Origin of the sequence: Sphingobium baderi (assembly GCF_001456115.1) — a bacterium.
Classification (GTDB): Bacteria; Pseudomonadota; Alphaproteobacteria; order Sphingomonadales; family Sphingomonadaceae; genus Sphingobium; species Sphingobium baderi_A.
On record NZ_CP013264.1, the window covers coordinates 3,818,810 to 3,838,032 of the forward strand.

Consider the following 19,223-nt stretch of genomic DNA (forward strand, 5'->3'; position numbering starts at 1 on the left):
TGCGGCGTCCTGTCGGCATTGCACTCGATATTTCACGCGCAGGCGGCCACCCACCCGAAATTTTACGCCGGGGCCGCTTAAAGCATATCAATCTGGTCAACTTGCCGCGGTCAACCCAGAGGGCATTGCAGATACGCCAGCCAGCTCACAGCCCGAACCGCTCCTTATAGGGCTTGAAGATGCGCGCGAGTTCCTTGCGGTCGAGCCCATGCTGCTCGGGGGAATGGTTGAATCGCCCATGACGATCCACCTTGTTGGACGGGTGCGCCAGCCAGGCACGAATGCGTTGCTCGAAATAGGAGGTGAAGGGCAGTCCCTGCGATTCATAGACCCCGGCGAGCGCAGCGACAGGATCCTTCACCAGGTCCGCGAACCGCAGGTGGTAGATTCGCGGGTCATTCACCATAGGATTCGCCAGCACCGCCTGCACGCCAGCCTCCACCGCCTCCACCATCCTGGACGGCTCCTCGCGCCAGTTTCCTCCGCGGATCGGCTGGTAGAAGATATTGTTGATCGATATCATCGAGGCGATCTGATCTTCTATCGGGCGATGGCACCACACGCCGATGGCATCGGGAAAAACATCGAACAGCGATGGCGCCATGTAATGATGAAGGACGCCCTTGCCGACCCAGCGGGCAGTCGGCCGCTTCCACTGATATTGCCGCATCATATTTTTCTGGAACAGATAATGGGCGTGCGGGTCCGACGGGGGCAAGGTCGGCGGCACGCTGGGCGTGTTCTGGAAGTGCAGCGGATAAACGAACCGGAAATCGAGGCAAGCGCCCCACTCATCCTCCGCCTCGGCCATCGCTCCCTTGTCGTGATAAGGATGCGCGACCAACGCCATGCGTTCGCGATCGATCACATGCTGGGTATAAGCGTCGCCTGCCCTGAACGCTTCGGCATCGGCATCGGGATCGAGCCCGGGCGGCGGTGACGGGAACAACCCGTCCATATAACGCGGGGTGCGATGACCCCAGTCCAGAGACAGCAGCTTTTGCGACAAGGTGGTGCCACCGCGCGGAAAGCCCATCACGAATATCGGTCGGGTGATCTCTTCATCCAGAATCGCGGGATAGTCCGCCCAGTCGCGGGACAACTGAAGCCGCATCTCGACGATACGCCGCAGATCACGGAGCGATCCTTCCACGGCATCCTCGCGCGGTTTGGCGAAATCATTGAACTGCTCGACGATGGCAATATATCGCTCGCGAACAGCCGGATCGGCATGCGAGCCCAGACTCGTATCCTCTGCCACGCGATCAAAGATTGCTGCGCCGTCGAAATATCCTGAGGCTGTAAGCATGAAGTCCGTGTCTTTCCCGGCTCTCGCCGAAATGGAGGTTGAAGCGGAGAAGGCGACAAATGGCGCGGCGGCTCAATAGCCGTAAATGGCCAGCACATCGCGACTGCGCTGTGCAAGCTGAGCCTGCCTCTCCACAGGTGAAATGAAGATCGTACCGGCCGGAAGCGCGGTGAACGCATCTTGTGACCTCACGCTGGTCACCTTCGGCAGATCAACCGCCTGTTCCTGATAAAATTGGCGAAACTGCATCATGCCCAGTTCCGCCGCGTCGAGCGGGTCGAGCCAGTTGGGTGCGCCGATATCATCCTTGGACAGGACAAAGCGATATTTGCCGTCAGCATCTTGCCGTGCCTGATGACCGTTCAGGCTCGACTGATGATAAACATAGTCGATGAGCTGAATGTAACGGTTGGCGATGCTGAAGCTCCAATAGCGACTGGTCGGCGCGTTCACCTCGATAATCAGCGCTTCATCGTCTTTCAGACTGAAGATCATATTGTGATAGACCGCAAGGGGATTACCCCCCGCATTGGCCGGAATATGCTGCATAGCGAAGCGGTTGAACTGACGATCCTGCGCCGCCAGGCTTCTATCGAACCCCGCTGTCACCCACGCTCGGACGATGAACTTGACGAAGCGGGCAGCGTGCTCAAGCTTTGCGATCAGCGCCGGTTCGTCGTTCAGCATTGGCCGTGCCGGCGTATCGGATACGCGTTCGATCCACATGCTGGACGGGCGCGCCTTGCCCCAGTCATAGAAAGTTTCGCGAACGAACAGCATCATGACATGCTGATTGGGGTCCAGCTGAATCCAGTTGCCGGGATGCGGCTCCGGACTGGCGATGATCTCGAAGCTCCCGTCCGCATCCATCTGCATGTCGTCGACGAGATAGGATTTCGTTGGCAGCTTGACGAACTCGGCATCCTCGACGATCCCGAACAGTGGCTGAACCTGAATGTCGAGAAACACGCAATCGCTGCGCTTGCCGCTGATGCGATAGGTCTGCCTGCCATCGACGAAACCCCATCGATACCCGTAGTCGGGCGATGGGAACCCCCAGTTCCAGCTCATCGGTTCATGCAGATAACGATAGAAGCGCGGATAATCGACCTGAGGCGCGATGATCCATTGATAGCTGACCGCCTGCATCTGCATCAGGAACTGGGTAGCCTGCTGCCGGACGGTCGGCAGCTCGGCATATTCGCGGGAATAGATGAATTCACGCACCACTTCGATGGCATCAAGGTAAGCGCGCCATGCGTCCCGCACGGCGGGAGACATATGGTCTGCCGCATTAACTGGCTGGTCGTTCATCGAGCACCTCGGACAGAAGGGGGGCAAGCTTGTCGACCGACAGAACAGCTTGTCGCCGGCTGATGAAGAACGGATCATAGCCATCGAGCGATGCGCGCAATCAATTCCACTGGGCTTGCTCAGAAGGTCGGCGGGCGCTGGTCATGCGGGAATGCCTTCTGAAAAGCGCGAGCGATCTTGAACATCTTGGCTTCGCTGCCGGGCTTGCCAACGATCTGCAATCCGACGGGAAGCCCATCGACGAAGCCCGCCGGCACCGAAAAGGCAGGCATGGACAGCCAGTTGAAGAGCATGACGTGGCTTGTATAGACGCCCGCGAAACTGCCATGCGGATATTGCGGACTGTTGATCGTCCAGCAATCGTTCCAGTCCTCAATCTTGCGCGGGAGCAGCTGGGTCGTCGGCGTGAGCAGCACGTCATAATCCTTGAACAGGCGATTGAACCTGTCCACATTCTCGCCGCGCGATTGCAGGGATGCCCATAATTCGTCGGCCGGGGGCTGCTCGCCCATGCCGCGCCCGCCAGCGCCGAAAGCGCGGTTGATCATCATGAAGCCGTCCCAGAAGTCGTCCCATTTCTCGTCGGTGGTCTCGACCGTGGCGCCAAGCTGGTTGAAGCCGTGCGCGGCTGCGCGGATGGCGGCGATCACGCGCGGGCTTTCTTCCTGCGCGTAGAGCGAGGCGAAGCCCATATCGTCGCTCCATGCGAAGCGCATCCCCTCCACGCCGTCTTCAATGTTCGCGCTATAATTATCGGGTTCATCGTACAGGCTATAGAAATCGCGACCATCCGGACCAGCCATCGCCTGCGTGGCGATGGCGCCATCGAGCACGTCGCGGCACATCGGGCCCGTGCTCGCGGTGAGCGCCATCGCGGGCGCGGATGGGTGAATCCAGGGGATGCGTCCCGGTGTAGCCACGATGCCGAACACCCCGGAATAAGCCGATGGCAGGCGTGTCGAACCGCCACCATCAGACCCCAGGCCGATCGGCACCAGACGGGCGCTCGCTGCTGCTGCGGTCCCCGAACTGGACCAGCCCGGCACGCGCGATATGTCCCACGGGTTGCGCGCCTCGACATCCCAGTTGTAACTCCGCCGGGGGTCTCCGCCAGCAAGGCTCGCATCAGAGCCTGAACCCATGAGCGTATTCGTGCCGATAATCACGGCTCCCGCCGCCCGCAGCCGCTCGACCTGTACATCATCCCGCGGGGCGGCGGGAATGTTGGACAGGGTTCCCATATCGAACGTCGGCAGACCTTCGACAAAGATGTGGCCCTTCACCGAAACGGGGATACCGTGGAGGGAGCCTAGCTGCTCCCCCACCGCGACCGCCCGCTCGGCCCGTGCGGCCTGCGCGCGCGCGCCGGCATGATCGACATGTGCGAAAGATTGAATCTTGCCGTCATGCTCTTCGATCCGCGCGAGGAAATGTTCGGTCACCTCCACCGGCGAAATCTCCCGCCTGACGATCAGATCCCGAATCTGCCAAGCCGGCATCCATGTGATTTCGTTGAGCATTCGGTCGTCTCCTGGAGCATGTGCCACGACGCGCGGCCAACACATATTTAACTTATGAAATTATTATTATTCCAATATTTGGAATATAATCCAGATTGATGATAATGTTATATTCAGAACTTGAATTTTGCTTCCATGGCAAGAATTCTCGGCTCCGCATATGTGTAAAGCAGGGTGCCGAAATTCGCCAACTGATTGGCATTGCCCACGATATACTTTTTGTTGGTGACGTTTCGGGCATAAGCCGCCAGCGACAGGCCGGTCCCTGCGATATCCCGCCACTCTACCCTGAGGTCGAGCTTGGCATAGCCCTTGACGGTTGTCCCAGGCTGGAGAACCCCATCGATCCGATTCGCCGGATCGAAGGCCACGCCTGTCTGGTAATAGAGCGCGGCCAGCGCCGTCACCGTGCCAAGCTCATTGGACAGCGGCATATTCAACCGCGGCGTGAGGGTGAATTGGTGACGTGGCGCATTGGGAAAGCGGCTGTCACTGAGGTCCGCCGAGACGAGACCCGTGGGTGTCACGACGAAATCCGTGTAATCTTTATACTGGGTATCGAGATAGGCATATTGAAAGCTCGTCTCGAAGACTGGGCTCGGGGCGACGCTCAGTTCCAGATCGAGGCCCTTGACATTGCCGCGAGCTGCATTGGTCGTATAGGTTGCAGCCGGAACTGTCGGCAGAAGCACCAGCCTCTGTATGTTCTTGTAATCGTCGTAGAACAGATCGACGTTCGCGCGGATCTTCCACCCCCCTTCGGTGACGAAGAAGGATTTGATGCCGATCTCATAATCCGTGACCGTCTCGGGCGCATAGGATAACAGTTCCGGTGTCGAGGCGGCCGGATTGAACCCGCCAGCACGAAAACCGCGGCGGACGGCACCGTAGACGCTCACATTGGGATTGATCTTGTAAAGCGCGCTGGCATTCCAGGTCGTGGCCTTGAACGAGCCCGATGCGGCAAGGACGGGGCCAGCCGGGAAGCCGGGAACAAGCAGGCTCGTTTGCGCCTTGGACGACCGGCTATCCTTCGTCCGCCGGATACCGCCTGTCAGCGCAAGCGCATCTGTGACATCGTAGGTGACTTCCAGAAAACCCGCCCTGGTCTTCTGATCGCCCTTGTTGAAACCGGCAGCGGGCAGGAATCCCAGACCCTGCAGATATTGAACGGTCTGCGACGCCAATCGATAGGGGTCTTTGAGTGTCTCATCATAATAACCGACGACGAAGCGCAACTGGCTGAAATCGCCTCGTAGCTGAATTTCTTCGGTACGGTTCTTGGTATAGCCTTTGAACGGATTTACCACGTCGAGCACCGGCAAGGTGGTGCCGTCCAGATCAAAACCGCGCGAGACATCGAATTCCCTGTAACTGAAGATGTTCTTCAGTGAGATATTTTCCGTTATATCCAGTGTGGTCGTATTGATGACCCCGTTCGATTTGAACTTGTTGAACAAAGGCTGGCTCGTGGCCAGCTTTCGGATTCCCAGCGCCTGCTGATTGGCCAGCAGGGCCGTAAATTCCGCGGCGAGCGGGTGCGAGGCACGAAAGCCCGAGAATATCTGGGCCACGCCATGCTCGTCGATCCGCGTACGCTCAACGATAGTGTAGTTTTCGAAGCCTTCGACAGGGGAAAGGATCAGGCTCGCCCGGAACGATGTCTTGTGCTCGTCATTCGCCCGCTTGCCCGATGTAAGTTCATGCACATAGCCATCGCGGCGGAGGATCTGGCCCGCCACCCGCAACATAACCTTGTCCGGCACGATCGCGCCTCCGACCGCGAATTCAAGATCGCGGCGATCATATGAGCCCAACCGCCCGGTAATGAAGCCCTCCCACTCATTGCCCGGTCTCACGGGAGAAAACAGGATCGCGCCGCCCGTCGTATTCCTGCCGAACAACGTTCCTTGGGGGCCCTTCAACACCTGAACGCTGGCAAGGTCGTAGAATTGCGTCGAAAATTCGGGGACCTCCGCGAAGTAGGGGACAACGCCTGGCGCACTTTGGCCAAGCGTCTGCCCCTGTCCGCGCAACGAGAATTGCGCGGTGGTCCCCGAACCACTTGCCTGCACGCTCAACCCCGGCGCGACGTTCGGCAGATCGAAGGCGCTGCGCACGTTGCGTTCGGTCAATTGCCGCGCATCGACGACTGTGATCGAAAGCGGGACATTCTGGAGCCGCTCGTTAACGCGCCGCGCGGTAACAACGATGTCTTCGGCCATGGCCTGGTCGATTCGGGACGATCCGGACTCACCGGCCGTGATGCGAGGCGATTCCGCAGGCGCCTGTGCATAAGCGAGGCCCACCGGCAACGCCAGGCAGGTAAATCCGGTCGCCTTGGCGATGCGAGACATTTCTTTGGCCATACGAGACATCTTACTCTCCCGATATGCTCGGTTGCCGGCCTGCACGTGGCCGGCTCCGAACGTTTATATGCGACCGACTCTGCCTCTGAGGCTCAGAGTGGGTGCGTCGCTTGGCCCGATTTCTAGCAATCGCCCAATAATAAAATAGGGGTCACTATTCGTGTCAGGAGAAACCATGGGCAGTAGAACAGGCCTCTTGGTAATTTTGACCACTATTTTATCGAACATAAACAGATAATATGGAAGGCAACCATATTAATGACTTACAAAACATCTTGGGTTGATGGAATTTCCAGATTCATGGACGGAATGCGCTCGCCCGACATCCATTGGATTTCGGCATAACTGTTGAAAAATTTGATAGAATGAAGGGTTGTTCGCTCGATCACTTCATAATTCACGAATTTCAGCCGTGCGGCGCTTATCGACGGGATAGCGGGCAATGAACAAAAGCGGCCATCTCGACGCAACCAGCTCGGACCAGACAAATAGGAGAATATCTTGACGACAAAGAACATCGGGGGGGCACTCGACCTCGCATCCTATGCATTGACCGACAGCTATTTCGGCGCACCCTACATCGATCGCGACGAACACAGGTCCGAACCGCGGTCGCATCGTGTGGTCCATGGCGGATTTGCTGGCACGGACACTCGCTTCAATTTCTATTTCCAGTCGGAGGAAGGCTATCGCAGCCGCATGTTCCAGCCGATGGAAGGTGGCCACGCCGGGCATGAGAACATCTTTGGGGAAGGCCCCGTCGCGAAAATTTCCGGCGGGCTCGAAATGGCATTTCGGCTGGGCGGCTATATGGTCGAATCCAATTGCGGGCATATCGGGGACGATATCGATCCGCGCGGAGGCGAAGATCCGACGCTCTATGGCTTCCGTGCGGCGATCGAATCCGCGCGGCTCTCGCGCCATCTTGCCGAACAGATTTACGGCGCGCCGCCCGCAAACGGCTATGTCTATGGCGGCAGCGGCGGGGGCAGGCGCTCGCCGGGATGCCTCGAATATGGCGCTGGAGTCTATACGGGGGCGCTGCCTTATCACAGCGGCGGCAATATCGAACCCTGGGGGACGACATCACGCGTACGGAGCGAACAGCCCGTCCATTTCGGCCTGATGTTCAACGTCCAAAGGCTATTGGGAGACCGTATCGGCAGCGTCATCGACGCCATGGCGCCGGGCGGCTCGGGCGACCCCTGCGCGGGCCTGAATGTGCATCAGCGGGAGGAACTCACCAATCTCTACCGCCTGGGCTTTCCCCGCGGCGACGAATTCATGATCAGCCAGCCCTTCGGCCAAATCTGGCTCTGGACCTCAATCGCCGACATGCTTCTTGAGGATGATGCCGACTATTTCAGGGCGTTCTGGAGCGAGCCGGGCTATCTTGGCCATGATGAACCGCAGTTCGTCGAAAATGATGTGATTGATGTGGAGGCAACGGTCGCCCGCGTACTCACCGCGAGGGATCTGCAGGAAAATACGGAGTTCGCCGATCCAGCACTGCAGGCTCTGGCCTATCCATCGATTTTCATCGCAATGCTCAATCAGACCATGGATCTGCCGATGGCGATCCAGTTGGAAGGGGTCGGCAGCGGGTATCGGCGCGGCGCGGGCGTCTATGTCCAGACCGGCGAGGCAGCCGGCAGGCGCCTGTATGCGATGGGAGAATCGAACGACATCTTCTTCCTGGATGGCCGGGGTGAGGCGAACCTGCTCCGCGCGACCGGCGTCAAGGCCGGCGACAAGGTGCGGGTCGATAATCGACCCTTCCTTGCATTCTGCTATTATTATCGTCACCATATCAGCGACGATCCGATCTGCGATTTCCTGCGGATCGACGGAAAGCCGATCTACCCGCAGCATGCCGTGCCACTCGCCTCTCCGTTGATGGGAGTCCCCTATTGCGGGCAGTATGAGGGCAAATTGATGTGGATTCACGCGACCCACGATTCGTCGCTGTGGCCGCCCCAGGGACTGACCTACAAGCGCGCGGTCGAACAGGCGCAGGGGCTGGAGGGCGCCCAGGAGAATTTCCGCATTCGCTGGACCGAGAATGCCGAGCATACGCCCCCGATGATGGTGCCGATGCAACCCAACAGATCGGCCGCGAACTGGCTGATCACCTTTCAGGGGCTGGTCGAACAAAGCCTCAAGGATCTAATCGATTGGGTGGAGCAGGGCATCGACCCCGCCAGCACGCAATTCACCTTCTCCGACGGCAAGATCAACCTGCCGAAATCCGCCGGAGAGCGCGGCGGCATCCAGCCGGTCATCGCGGTGACCGCGAACGGGGCCGCCCGGATTGAGACGGCTGTGGGGGAAAAGATAACGCTCGAGGTGATCGCGGAGGTTCCGCCCGGCGCTGGCACGATCATCGCGCTGGAATGGGACTTTGACGGGAAGGGCACCTATCCGGTCAAGGAAGAGGTCACTGGCACCGATGCACGGATGCGGAGCATGGTCACGCACGCCTTTGACACAGCCGGAACCTATTTCCCGACGGCGCGGGTGACGTCCCATCGCGATGGCGACTGCGCTGCCGTGACGCGACGCATCGAAAATCTCGCTGCCGCCCGTGTCATAGTATCCTAGGCGCATGACGCGCGTGCAGGAAGGACGCGGCCCGATGGCGTCAAAATGGATCCTCCTCCTCGTTCTGCTGGCCATTCAGGCCATGTCGACAGGAGCCGTTGCCTATAGTTTCGGCCTGTGGGTGGATCCCGTCGCCACAGAGTTCGGCGTAGAGCGCAAGGCCGTGCTGGGGATATTGGCGGCCTTCGGCATCGCCTCATGCGCGGCGTCTGCAATATTCGGCCGCATGCTCGATCATGGCGCGCCGCGAACCTTGCTGCTGATCGGAGTGGCTGCGCTCGGGGGCGGGCTTATCCTCGCGTCCGTCGCTCCCAATCTGTGGAGCCTCTATCTGGTCTTCGCGATCATATTTCCAGCCTCGGTCGTGTTTGCCGGATCGCTGATCGCGATCAGCTTGATTACGCGCGCATTCGAGCAAAGACGCGGACTCGCCCTGGGCGTCGCATTGACCGGAGGGTCCATCGGCGGGGCGATCATCCCCAATATCTTCGCGGCGTTGCTGGCGGATCATGGATGGCGCGGCGCCAACCTGTATCTGGGCGCATTCACGATCATCGTGCTTCTGCCGGTCATTCTGTTGGTGGTGCCGGCGGGCGGCGCGGTTGCAAGAGCGCCACGCGGCACCGAAAGCTTGACGGCGCGCAGCATCTTCGGCGCCCCGCAATTCTGGCTATCCGTGTTGAGCGTTCTCGCCTTCCTGGCCGTCGCCGCAGCCATCCAGCCGAATATCGCGCCCTATGCCGCCGACCTGAACGTCGGCCTCAAGCCGGCGGCGCTCCTGATAACGACCTTCGCCTTTGCCATCATCGTTGGTCGCGTCCTGAGTGGCTATCTGTCGGACAAGGTGGCGCTGCCGACGCTTTGGATGGTTGTGGCAGTCATCCAGATGGTTGCGCTGGCATTGCTTTCGAACGAACCAGGCCTCCCACGCCTTCACATGGCTCTGGTTCTGGTTGGTTTGGGGTCCGGTGCGGTGGCGCCCATGCAGGCGGTCCTTTTCACACGCCTGTTTGGCGCGCGATCGGTGGGAAGGGTGATGGGGCTCGCCGTCCCCTTCTTCGCGGTCGTTTCCGTCACAGCGCCGCTGGCTGCATGGGTGAGGGAACGGACGGGAAGCTACGACCCGGTTTTCTACGCCGCGATCGTAATCACCCTGCTCACGATTCCCCTGATCATGATGATGGGGCGACCCAACACACGGTTGCAGACTGCGGAACCCTCGGGCTGATCAGCACGGGGGGCACCTATCATGCCGGGTGAAAGGCGGCCCTGACGAGCATCGTCAATTCGTCATGCAACCGGTCCGCGAGCAGGAGGTCTCCTTTCTTCGCGGCCTCGATATGATCAGCCAGCCCGCGCTGTACCCCCGGCATGCCTTCCATCGGGACCGCACAGACGTCGTTGGAGAGGCGGACCTGGCAGCCGGTCAGCGCCTGGGCGAAGATACGCAGGATGGGGTTGTCGATAATCTCCCAATCGAGGCGGACCCACTGGGAAAACATGTTGATTCCGCCCCATGTATGACCGCAATCGACGAGACGTTCATATTCCTTGAAATGCTCAGGCCCTGCCTTGGCCGCAACGAGAATCCGGGTCAAACGGCCCATGGCCGAACATGCCGCCCGAACATTCGCTTCGTCGATCCGCATCGATGACAACAGCGCGACGACGGCTTCAGCCGCGACTGTGGACTCTGGATCGGTCACGGATATCCCATGCGTTCGACCGCGTCTGCTCTCGACGGTTCCCTGCGATTCGAGAATACGCACCGCCTGGCGAACGACCTGGCGACTGACCCCCATGCGCTCGCCGATCTCAGCCTCGGTGCCCAGCCGCTGGAGATCATGACTATCTCCATTCCTGATCTCCTCGACGATCCGTTTCGCGACAAGGCTCGCCAGGCTCGTCTTCGGCCGGTTCGCGGGAACGCGAATATTCATCTCGTCGCTCGCCGCAGGAGCATCGGTCAGGGCAACCAGCCGAGAGAAGCGATCGAGAGAATCGTTTAGGAAATCGATGATCGGATCGCCCGGCGGTGCGGGGTCCTGAATGGCGCCAGCGGCGACAATATTTGCAAGTGGATCCTCACGGCGCGTCGTTGCCAATCCGCGCGTGAAATAACCGTTGAAGACTTCAAGCGCTGCCGGACCCCGGCGATGAAGACGGAGATAATCCGCGATAATGCGGATAACGAGCCGCGCTTCCCGGATGTGCGCCACCGTCGTTCCTGCCGCAACGAAATGCTCGTTCAGCAACTTCAACGAACGGCTGCGACACACTTCAAGAACGATCAAACCACCGCCAGGGCCTCTACGCATTCGCGCAATTCCCCGGTCCTCCAGCAGGCGGACGGCTTCCACCAGCGTCCTTCGGCCGAGTCCATAACGTTTCGCCAGTTCCGGCCGATCCGCAAATACCCGCCCGACCAACCAGCCGTTCAGTCGGATATCCCTTTCCAGCAGCCGCGCAGCCGCGATTCCGCGCTTTGTCTCCCTGTCGGACATCAAGTCCGAATAAAGTTCAGACCAATCGATCTGGACTGGCATATTAGCCATCCTCACCCTCCGCATTGCCGACCTTGCCCGACATTCTGAAGATGTCTGTCGTCGGATTGCTGGCAACAGAGTGTGTCAAGTAGATCGGAGAATCAATGGGGGAGTCTGAAAGTGTGCGAAACTCAAGCGACAGTGCGCTTTAAGTTCCAGCCAGTGTTTCGGCAATTACGCATATAGGCGCTCGCATTAAGTCACTGGATCAAGCCCTGTTCCAGCAAAGCCCAATTCCCACCGAAACCGCTTTTCAGGCCCTGCCGGTAGATTGATAATGTTGAGGAGGATTGCGTGACGCCAAGCTAAGGACACCATAGGCCGGGCCTTCATCCAGCAATTGGTTCAGCATCACTTCGCCGCTTGGCGTGACAAGTGGCGTAAATGCCTTGCGTAATACGCCGGTGATATCGACAGATTGGTCATTGCCATACAACATGCCGAAAACGATCGGTTCATAGGCCGTCACGGCCATGATCGCATATGCCAAATTATCGCTGCCCAGCGGCCGGAGCAGATTGTGCTGCACGCACGCATCAATCTGTGGTTCCAGAATCGCTATCACTTTGCCACATTGCTGCTCTGCCAGATGATCGACCAGCGTCCGGGCGGTGTCTATCTGACCTGAAATGGCGCGAACCGCGCCGCGCACGACCGGGCTGGACAGACTCCGGACCCGCGCTTCTGCAAAACTGACAAGTCTGCAAAGCGCCGATCGGTTATTGAGTCTGACTTCGGGCACCTGGGTTTGAAGCAGATGAGTCATCGCTTCCAGAAACAGCCCCTCCTTGTTCCCGAAGATGGCATAGATGGTGGTCGTGGAGCATTGCGCCGCTTGGGAAATCTCAGCAACGGTGACTTCATTGAATTTTCGAAATGCGAAAGCCCTTGCGGCGACCTCTACAGCTCGTTTGACCGAATGCACCTTCTTGTCAGACATATGTCAGAAACTCTCCTCCCCCGGCTTTTATTATCGAGATCCGCCGATTGCTAAAGCCTAAGGACGGCACCTTGCTTTGGCAAGATTGCTACAGCATCCCGCTTTCGCCTGGCCCACTGACGTCTTTGTCCAATCCTGCTCCTTAGCGAAACGGGACGAAAATAATTGCCCGGTTCTCCGTAGGGAAGCCGTCTTTTAAATCGCCGTTTCAGCTTGTTCCCGCTTCAATCGTCCAACTGCGCCTGCAGCGCGGCGCCCAGGCGCTTGACCAGAAGCTCTTCGTCACCCTCGGCAAATCCCGGCATGAGGATGACGTTACGCAGCAGGTCGAAACCCACAAGGATTGCCAAAATCATCTCGGCCCGGATCGCCGCATCGCAACCACCCAGTTCGCGGGCAAGCGGAGTCAGCCACAGCGTCATGCGCTCGCGCAGAACCGCCTGGGCGGCTGGCTGGCCCGCCGAGCGCAACACCACCAGCATCGGATCGAACGCGAAATTGGCTTTATTGCGTCGCGCGTTCAGCACTCGGCGCGCAAGATGCATACCGAAATTGTCACGATCCGTCATCAAAGCCTGCAGCGAGGAATCACTGGCCTCCGCATCGACCGGCCGTGTTTCCAGCACGGTGCGGAACAGCATTTCCTTGGTACCGAAATAGCGGTTGATCAACGCAGCGGTGACCCCGGCCTTCGCGGCAATCTCACGCAGGCCGACATGCTCATAATCATTGGCGACGAAACATTCGCATGCCGCCGCCAAAATGGCGTCGCGCGTCGCTGCGGCGTCGCGTGTCCGCTTGCCCTCTTCCTGCATCATAGCATCGGTCATTGGCCCATCGTCCCGTTCATGAGTAAACGAGTGTTGACACTCCTCTGCACACAGGTCAAATAAACACCTGTTTACAACCGCGGGGGTTGATGTGCTGTTTTGTCCTGTATTGCCCCCGCGCGTCGGTCGGAGGGGCCTCATCGTGATGGTCCTGACGGCGTCGGCCCTTGGCGGATGCGCGGTGCATCCCGTCCGCACGCCCGCCATCGCCCTGCCACCTGCCTATGAAAGGCCTGCGGCTTCCAACGCCGCCCCATTTGCGCTCGACCGCTGGTGGACCTTGTTCGGCGATGCCCAGCTTTCTCAGCTAATCGATGCAGCCCTGATCGCCGCGCCGGACGCACGCCGTGCGCTCGCCGTGCTCGCAGAAGCGCGGGCAGAACGCAGTCGCGCCCTGGCAGCCTTCGATCCGCAAGGCTCGCTTACGGCCTCGGCCAAAGGGCAGCATCAGGAGATCAGCGGTATCGGCTCTTTACCGGGGGCCGGAGTCCAGCTTGGCGCAGGCGATTCGACCACGCTCGCCGGGGGCTTCAGCCCCAGTTGGGAAATCGATCTGTTCGGACGGCGCGCCGCCACCGCGCGCATGGCACAGGCCGATGTTCAGGCGGCCCAATTCGACTATGAGGCGTCCCGCCAAAGCCTTGCCGCCGATGTCGCGCTCAACCTTTTCGAAGCGCGCGGTCTGGCTGTACGCATACAGCAGGCGCGCGACACTTTACACATATTGCGGGGGCTCGCCGATCTGGGTGCCCGCCGAGCAGCGGCAGGCATCGGCGCACGGGCGGATGCCGACGCGCTTGCCGCCGACGCGGCCACGGCTGCGGCGGATTTATCCGCGCTTGATGCCGCCTCGGCCGTGTCCAGACGATCCCTGCTCGTCCTTGTCGGTCGCGGTGCCGATCCTCTCGATTCGCTTCCTATCGCCGCGGATCTGGGCACGCCTCCCGCGATTCCGGCGACGGCGCCCGCCGAATTGCTGGTCCGCCGGCCCGATTTACGGGCGGCGGAAGCCAGGCTCGCCTCGGCCATAGGACGGCTCACGCTGGACCGGTTGGCGCTTTATCCTACCATGAACCTGCTGCCCACGGCATCCGCCACCCGCAATACAGGACCGGTCGATTATAATACCAGCCTCTGGTCGATTGGCGCCGGACTTACCTTGCCGATCCTCGATCGAGGTCGCCTGCTCGCCCAGATCCGTGCACAGGATGCCCGCACCGAACAGGCGGTGATCGCCTATGAGGCTGCGGTCCAGCGCGCCTATGGCGAAGCCGAAAACCGACTGACGACCCTCGCGGCTGATCAGCGACGGCTGACGGATCTACAAACTGCCGAAGGCCGCGCGCGCGCGGCGTTCGGCGCGCAGCAAAAGGGTTATCGCGTCGGCATCATCGATCTGACCGCGCTGTTGACCGCCGAACGGACCTGGCGTGGCAATCTCGCGGCGCTGACCGGGCTTCAGGTCACGACGCTTCGCGATACCGTCGATACATTCAAGGCGCTGGGCGGGGGCTGGACACCAGATACCGCAGGCGCCGCAGACAAGGACATGCCCTGATGCGCCGCCTGCCCTCAACCGCTCTGGCGATGCTGTTGCCGATCACCATTGCTGGATGCAGCAAGAGCGTGCCGGAGTCGCCAGCCGCGCAGCCCCGCGCCGTACTGGTGGCGCCAGTGGCGCTGCGGCCGCTCGCAAGCGACAGCATGGTGTCCGGTCGACTCGTACCGCGTGAGGAAGCCGTCGTCGCGAGCCAACTTTCCGGTTATCAGGTCGTGGCCGTCCTGGTTGATCAGGGCGACATGGTGCGTGCCGGCCAGGTTCTTGCCCGGTTGGATGACAGCCTGTTGCGTGCCGACATCGCCGAACAGCAGGCCAACCTCGTCCAAAAGGAAGTCGCCGCGAAAAAGGCCGAGCAGGATGCCGATCGTGTCGCCGGACTTGACGACAGCGGCGTCCTCTCCGACGAGGCGATCGAAGGGCGGCGCATGGCCGCCCGATCCGCACGCGCGGCGGTCGCACAGGCGCAGGCGCTGCTCGATGCACAACGGGTCCGTGCACGATTAATGGAAGTCCGCGCACCGGTCAGCGGTCGTATTCTCGAACGGTCGGTGCGGCCGGGCGACGTATCCTCGCCCTCCACACCCATGTTCCGTATCGCACGCGGCGACCTGATCGAACTGGATGCCGAGGTGCCTGAACGAATGATCGGCCTGATCCGGCCGGGCCAGACGGCAGATGTCGTTCTGCCGACGGCGACGCGGATTAGCGGGACGATCAGGCTTGTAAGTCCAGAGGTGAACCGGGACACCAATCTTGGCAGGGCACGCATCCTGCTGCCGCCACGTCCCGATCTGCGGCCCGGCGGATTCGCTCAGGCGATATTGGGTCAGGCGCAGGCCCCGCTTGTGTCGTCGGTTCCCACCGCGGCAGTCCAATATGGCGCATCAGGCGCAACGGTGATGACCCTTGGCAAGGGCAACACCGTCACCACGCGAACGGTCAAGACCGGCCGCAGCGGCGGCGGCTATATCGAACTGGTCGACGGGCCGCCGCCGGGCACCCGCGTACTGCTCGGCAGCCAGGGCTTCCTGCTCGACGGCGACAAGGTGACGCCGCGCCTGGCCGGAACCGCCCAATGAGTATCAAGGTCTCCGCCTGGGCGATCCGCAACCCTATCCCGGTCGTCCTGGTGATGATCGCGCTCACCATTGCGGGCTTCGGCGCCTATGCGGTGCTGCCGATCAAGCAAACGCCGAACATTGAATTCCCGCTCGTGGTGATCTCCGTCACCCAGAATGGCGCCGCGCCCGCCGAGATCGAAACCCAGATCACGCGCCCGATCGAGGATAGTCTTTCGGGCATTTCAGGCCTTCGCCACATCAGTTCGACCGTGGTGCTTGGTGCGTCGACCACCACCGCCGAATTCGAAATCGGGGCCGACATGCAAAAGTCGGTCGACGATGTGCGGACCGCGGTGGAAAAGACCCGCGCCATCCTGCCTGCGGGGATCGACCCACCCAGCACACGGCGGATCGATGTCGCCAATGCGCCGATCCTCACCTATGCGGTCAACAGTCCGAAGATGAGCGACGTCGAATTGTCCTGGTTCGTCGACGACACCATCGCCCGCGCGATACAGGCGCAGCCGGGGGTCGCCCAGGTATCGCGCGTCGGCGGGGTCGCGCGGGAAATAAACGTCACGCTCGATCCGCAGCGGCTGACCGCCTATGGCGTCACCGCCAGCGCGGTCAACCGTGCGCTTGCGCTCTATAATCGAGACGATCCCGGCGGCCGCGCCGATATCGGCCGACGCGAGCAGGTAATCCGCGTCCTGGGTTCGGCCGCGACGGTCGAGGAACTGCGCGGGATGATGATTCCCGTTTCAGCCGGCCGTTATGTCCGCCTGGACGATATCGCTACGGTAGCCGACGGCACGGCGGAGCAACGCTCCTTCGCGCGGCTCGACGGGCGGCCCGCAGTCGCATTTCAGGTCAGCCGCACAGCCAACGCCAGCGAGGTCAGCGTCGAGGACGAGGTCGACAAGGCTATTGCGAAGCTGATGGCCGACCATCCCGAGGTCAAGATCACCACCATCGTCTCGACGGTCAAGCAGACACGCATGAGCTATGTCGCGACGGTCCATGTGCTGATCGAAGGCATGATCCTCGCCGCGTTGGTCGTGTTGCTGTTCCTGCGTAACTGGCGCGCGACCGTCATCACCGCGCTGGCGATGCCGTTGTCGCTGATCCCTACCTTCGCGGTCATGAAGGTGATGGGCTTCAGCCTCAACATCATCACCCTGCTGGCGCTCACTCTGGTGATCGGCATCCTGGTCGACGATGCGATCGTCGAGATCGAAAATATCGAAAAGCGCATAGAACGTGGCGAATCGCCCTACCGCGCCTCGCTGATCGGCGCCGACATGATCGGCCTTGCCGTCATCGCCACCACGGCGACCATCGTCGTCGTGTTCCTGCCTGTGTCCTTCATGTCCAGCCAGGTTGGCCAGTTCTTCCGCGAATTCGGCCTGACCGTCGCGGTCGCGGTTCTGTTCTCGCTCCTCGTCGCACGCTTCGTGACGCCGCTGATGGCCGCCTATTTCCTGCGACCGGTCGCCCACAGCAGGCCGCGCCCACCAATCAACCCCCTTTATGAAAAGGCGCTGGACTGGGCGCTAGCCCACCGCTGGCGTTCGGTAATCCTGGGCGCCCTCGCCTTTTTCGGCGCCCTCGCCATCGCCGCGACGATGCAAGTGGGTTTCCAGCCCGTGCGGGATGCGGGTTTCCTGTACCTGACGGTCGAAGGACCACGCGGCGCCACCACGCGTGACATGGATGCGGCCTTCAGGAAGGCCACCACCTTGCTCCAGGCCCGGCCGGAGGTGACGCGTGTGTTCGCGCAGACCGGCGTCGCCAGTTCCAGCCTCTTGCAGGCCGGGCCGAGCGATGTCAGCACCGGCACGATCACCGTGTTGCTCGATCCCGATCGGAGCATGACGACAGAGCAGTTCACGCGCTCCATCGCCCCGATGCTGCGCAGCATTCCGGATGCGCGCATCACCGCCCAGTCCGAATTCGGGCGGGCGGGCATCGAAGTCGTGCTGACCGGCGACGATTCGGCCGCACTCGAAGCGGCGCAGCTTCGCCTGTGGCGCGAAATGCGTACCCTGCCGACCTTGATCGAGCCGCGCCCCTCGCCGCCGCCGGCTTCACCCGAACTGGTCATCCGTCCCAAGGCCGACGCCGCCGCCCTGCTGAACGTCTCTTCCGCCGCGATCGCGGAAACCGTGCGGGTCGCAACGATCGGTGACATCGACGCCAATGTCCCCAAATTTTCGGCCGGTCGCCAGCGCCTGCCGATCCGCGTCCGCTTGCCGGAAGATGCGCGTGCCGATCTTGAAACGCTCGCCAACCTGCGCGTTCCCACGATAAACGGCGGCGTCACCGCGCTGTCGAACGTCGCCGACCTGTCATTCGAAGCTGGCCCGGGCGAAATCCGCCGCTACGACCGCGAACGGCGAGTTTCGGTGCAGGCCGACATGAACGGCGTAACCCTGGGCACCGCGCTGCGGGATATTCACACCTTGCCCTTCTTCAAGAATATACCGGCCGGCGTGCATGAAACCCCGACCGGCGATACCGAGGCGTTGGGCGAGCTTTTCACCGGCATCATCGTCGCCATGGCATCGGGCATCGCGCTCATCTATGCGGTGATGGTCCTGCTGTTCCGCAGTTTCTTCAAGCCCGTGACGATTCTTTCCGCGCTTCCGCTGACGATGCTGGGCGCGTTTCTGGCGCTCAAGATCGCGGGGCTCGCCATCACCCTGCCGGTGCTGATCGGCATGCTGATGCTACTGGGCCTTGCCGCCAAAAATTCGATCCTGCTGGTCGAGTTCGCAATCGAGGCTGAACGCGCCGGCCAATCCCAGCGTGACGCGATCGTGGAAGCCTGTCGGGAACGCATGCGTCCCATCGTCATGACCACGGTCGCCATGGCCGCTGGCATGTTGCCGACGGCGCTCGGCATTGGCGAAGGATCGGATTTCCGCCAGCCCATGGCCGTGGCGGTAATCGGCGGCCTTATCAGTTCGACCATCCTGTCGCTGCTGCTGGTGCCGACCGTCTACGAAATCCTCGATGATATCGAAATGCGCCTGCGGCCCCGCCTAGCCAGATTACTGACGCCCAAGGCTCCGGGTGACGACGCGCCGATCCCCGAAAGCTGACCCGGCCTTTTGGACCGGCGCGTCGCTGCATATCCCGGCGACCAGGAACAAGGCGAATCTTCTTTGGC

12 protein-coding genes are annotated in these 19,223 nt (G+C 61.0%); 5 read left to right on the plus strand and 7 right to left on the minus strand.

Annotated features, from left to right (window positions below):
- Positions 1 to 145 precede the first annotated feature (145 nt).
- The 4 genes from ATN00_RS18695 to ATN00_RS18710 all read right to left on the minus strand — a co-directional run bounded on the left by ATN00_RS18695 (position 146) and on the right by ATN00_RS18710 (position 6,500).
- Complete coding sequence (locus tag ATN00_RS18695; protein WP_062067605.1) at positions 146 to 1,309, minus strand: sulfotransferase; 1,164 nt, start codon at positions 1,307 to 1,309, stop codon at positions 146 to 148.
- A 72-nt stretch (positions 1,310 to 1,381) separates the two neighbouring features.
- On the minus strand, positions 1,382 to 2,623 hold the full coding sequence (locus ATN00_RS18700) for a DUF1214 domain-containing protein (RefSeq protein WP_197413623.1): 1,242 nt from the start codon (positions 2,621 to 2,623) through the stop codon (positions 1,382 to 1,384).
- A gap of 119 nt (positions 2,624 to 2,742) precedes the next feature.
- The gene (locus tag ATN00_RS18705; protein ID WP_062067609.1) at positions 2,743 to 4,143 is read right to left on the minus strand and encodes an amidase; all 1,401 of its coding nucleotides are present in this window, start codon (positions 4,141 to 4,143) and stop codon (positions 2,743 to 2,745) included.
- Between the two features lie 113 nt (positions 4,144 to 4,256).
- Positions 4,257 to 6,500: a TonB-dependent receptor gene (locus tag ATN00_RS18710; RefSeq protein ID WP_197413624.1), complete on the minus strand. Its 2,244-nt coding sequence runs from the start codon at positions 6,498 to 6,500 to the stop codon at positions 4,257 to 4,259.
- A 513-nt stretch (positions 6,501 to 7,013) separates the two neighbouring features.
- Here ATN00_RS18710 and ATN00_RS18715 point away from each other — a divergent pair.
- Together ATN00_RS18715 and ATN00_RS18720 are read left to right on the plus strand one after the other, a co-directional pair.
- Positions 7,014 to 9,113: a PKD domain-containing protein gene (locus ATN00_RS18715; RefSeq protein ID WP_197413625.1), complete on the plus strand. Its 2,100-nt coding sequence runs from the start codon at positions 7,014 to 7,016 to the stop codon at positions 9,111 to 9,113.
- A gap of 34 nt (positions 9,114 to 9,147) precedes the next feature.
- Positions 9,148 to 10,341 (plus strand): MFS transporter, encoded by a 1,194-nt coding sequence (locus ATN00_RS18720; protein ID WP_197413626.1) that lies wholly within the window; start codon positions 9,148 to 9,150, stop codon positions 10,339 to 10,341.
- Positions 10,342 to 10,360: 19 nt separating this feature from the next.
- On the opposite strand, the gene ATN00_RS24045 is transcribed toward ATN00_RS18720, so the two are convergent.
- From ATN00_RS24045 to ATN00_RS18735, 3 genes are all read right to left on the minus strand, one after another.
- Positions 10,361 to 11,668: a GntR family transcriptional regulator gene (locus tag ATN00_RS24045; protein WP_231746333.1), complete on the minus strand. Its 1,308-nt coding sequence runs from the start codon at positions 11,666 to 11,668 to the stop codon at positions 10,361 to 10,363.
- 244 nt (positions 11,669 to 11,912) lie between these two features.
- Positions 11,913 to 12,599, minus strand: coding sequence for a TetR/AcrR family transcriptional regulator (locus ATN00_RS18730; protein ID WP_062067618.1), 687 nt, complete (start codon positions 12,597 to 12,599; stop codon positions 11,913 to 11,915).
- 224 nt (positions 12,600 to 12,823) lie between these two features.
- Entirely contained in the window at positions 12,824 to 13,429 is a 606-nt protein-coding gene (locus ATN00_RS18735) for a TetR/AcrR family transcriptional regulator (RefSeq protein WP_062067621.1), read from the minus strand.
- A 145-nt stretch (positions 13,430 to 13,574) separates the two neighbouring features.
- On the opposite strand from ATN00_RS18735, the gene ATN00_RS18740 reads away from it, so the two are divergent.
- The 3 genes from ATN00_RS18740 to ATN00_RS18750 are packed head-to-tail and all read left to right on the plus strand — an operon-like array spanning position 13,575 to position 19,155.
- On the plus strand, positions 13,575 to 14,987 hold the full coding sequence (locus ATN00_RS18740; protein ID WP_062067624.1) for an efflux transporter outer membrane subunit: 1,413 nt from the start codon (positions 13,575 to 13,577) through the stop codon (positions 14,985 to 14,987).
- Positions 14,987 to 16,069 (plus strand): efflux RND transporter periplasmic adaptor subunit, encoded by a 1,083-nt coding sequence (locus ATN00_RS18745; RefSeq protein WP_062067627.1) that lies wholly within the window; start codon positions 14,987 to 14,989, stop codon positions 16,067 to 16,069. Before ATN00_RS18740 ends, ATN00_RS18745 begins: the two co-directional genes overlap by 1 nt.
- The gene (locus ATN00_RS18750; protein ID WP_062067630.1) at positions 16,066 to 19,155 is read left to right on the plus strand and encodes an efflux RND transporter permease subunit; all 3,090 of its coding nucleotides are present in this window, start codon (positions 16,066 to 16,068) and stop codon (positions 19,153 to 19,155) included. Before ATN00_RS18745 ends, ATN00_RS18750 begins: the two co-directional genes overlap by 4 nt.
- The last annotated feature ends 68 nt before the right edge of the window (positions 19,156 to 19,223 follow it).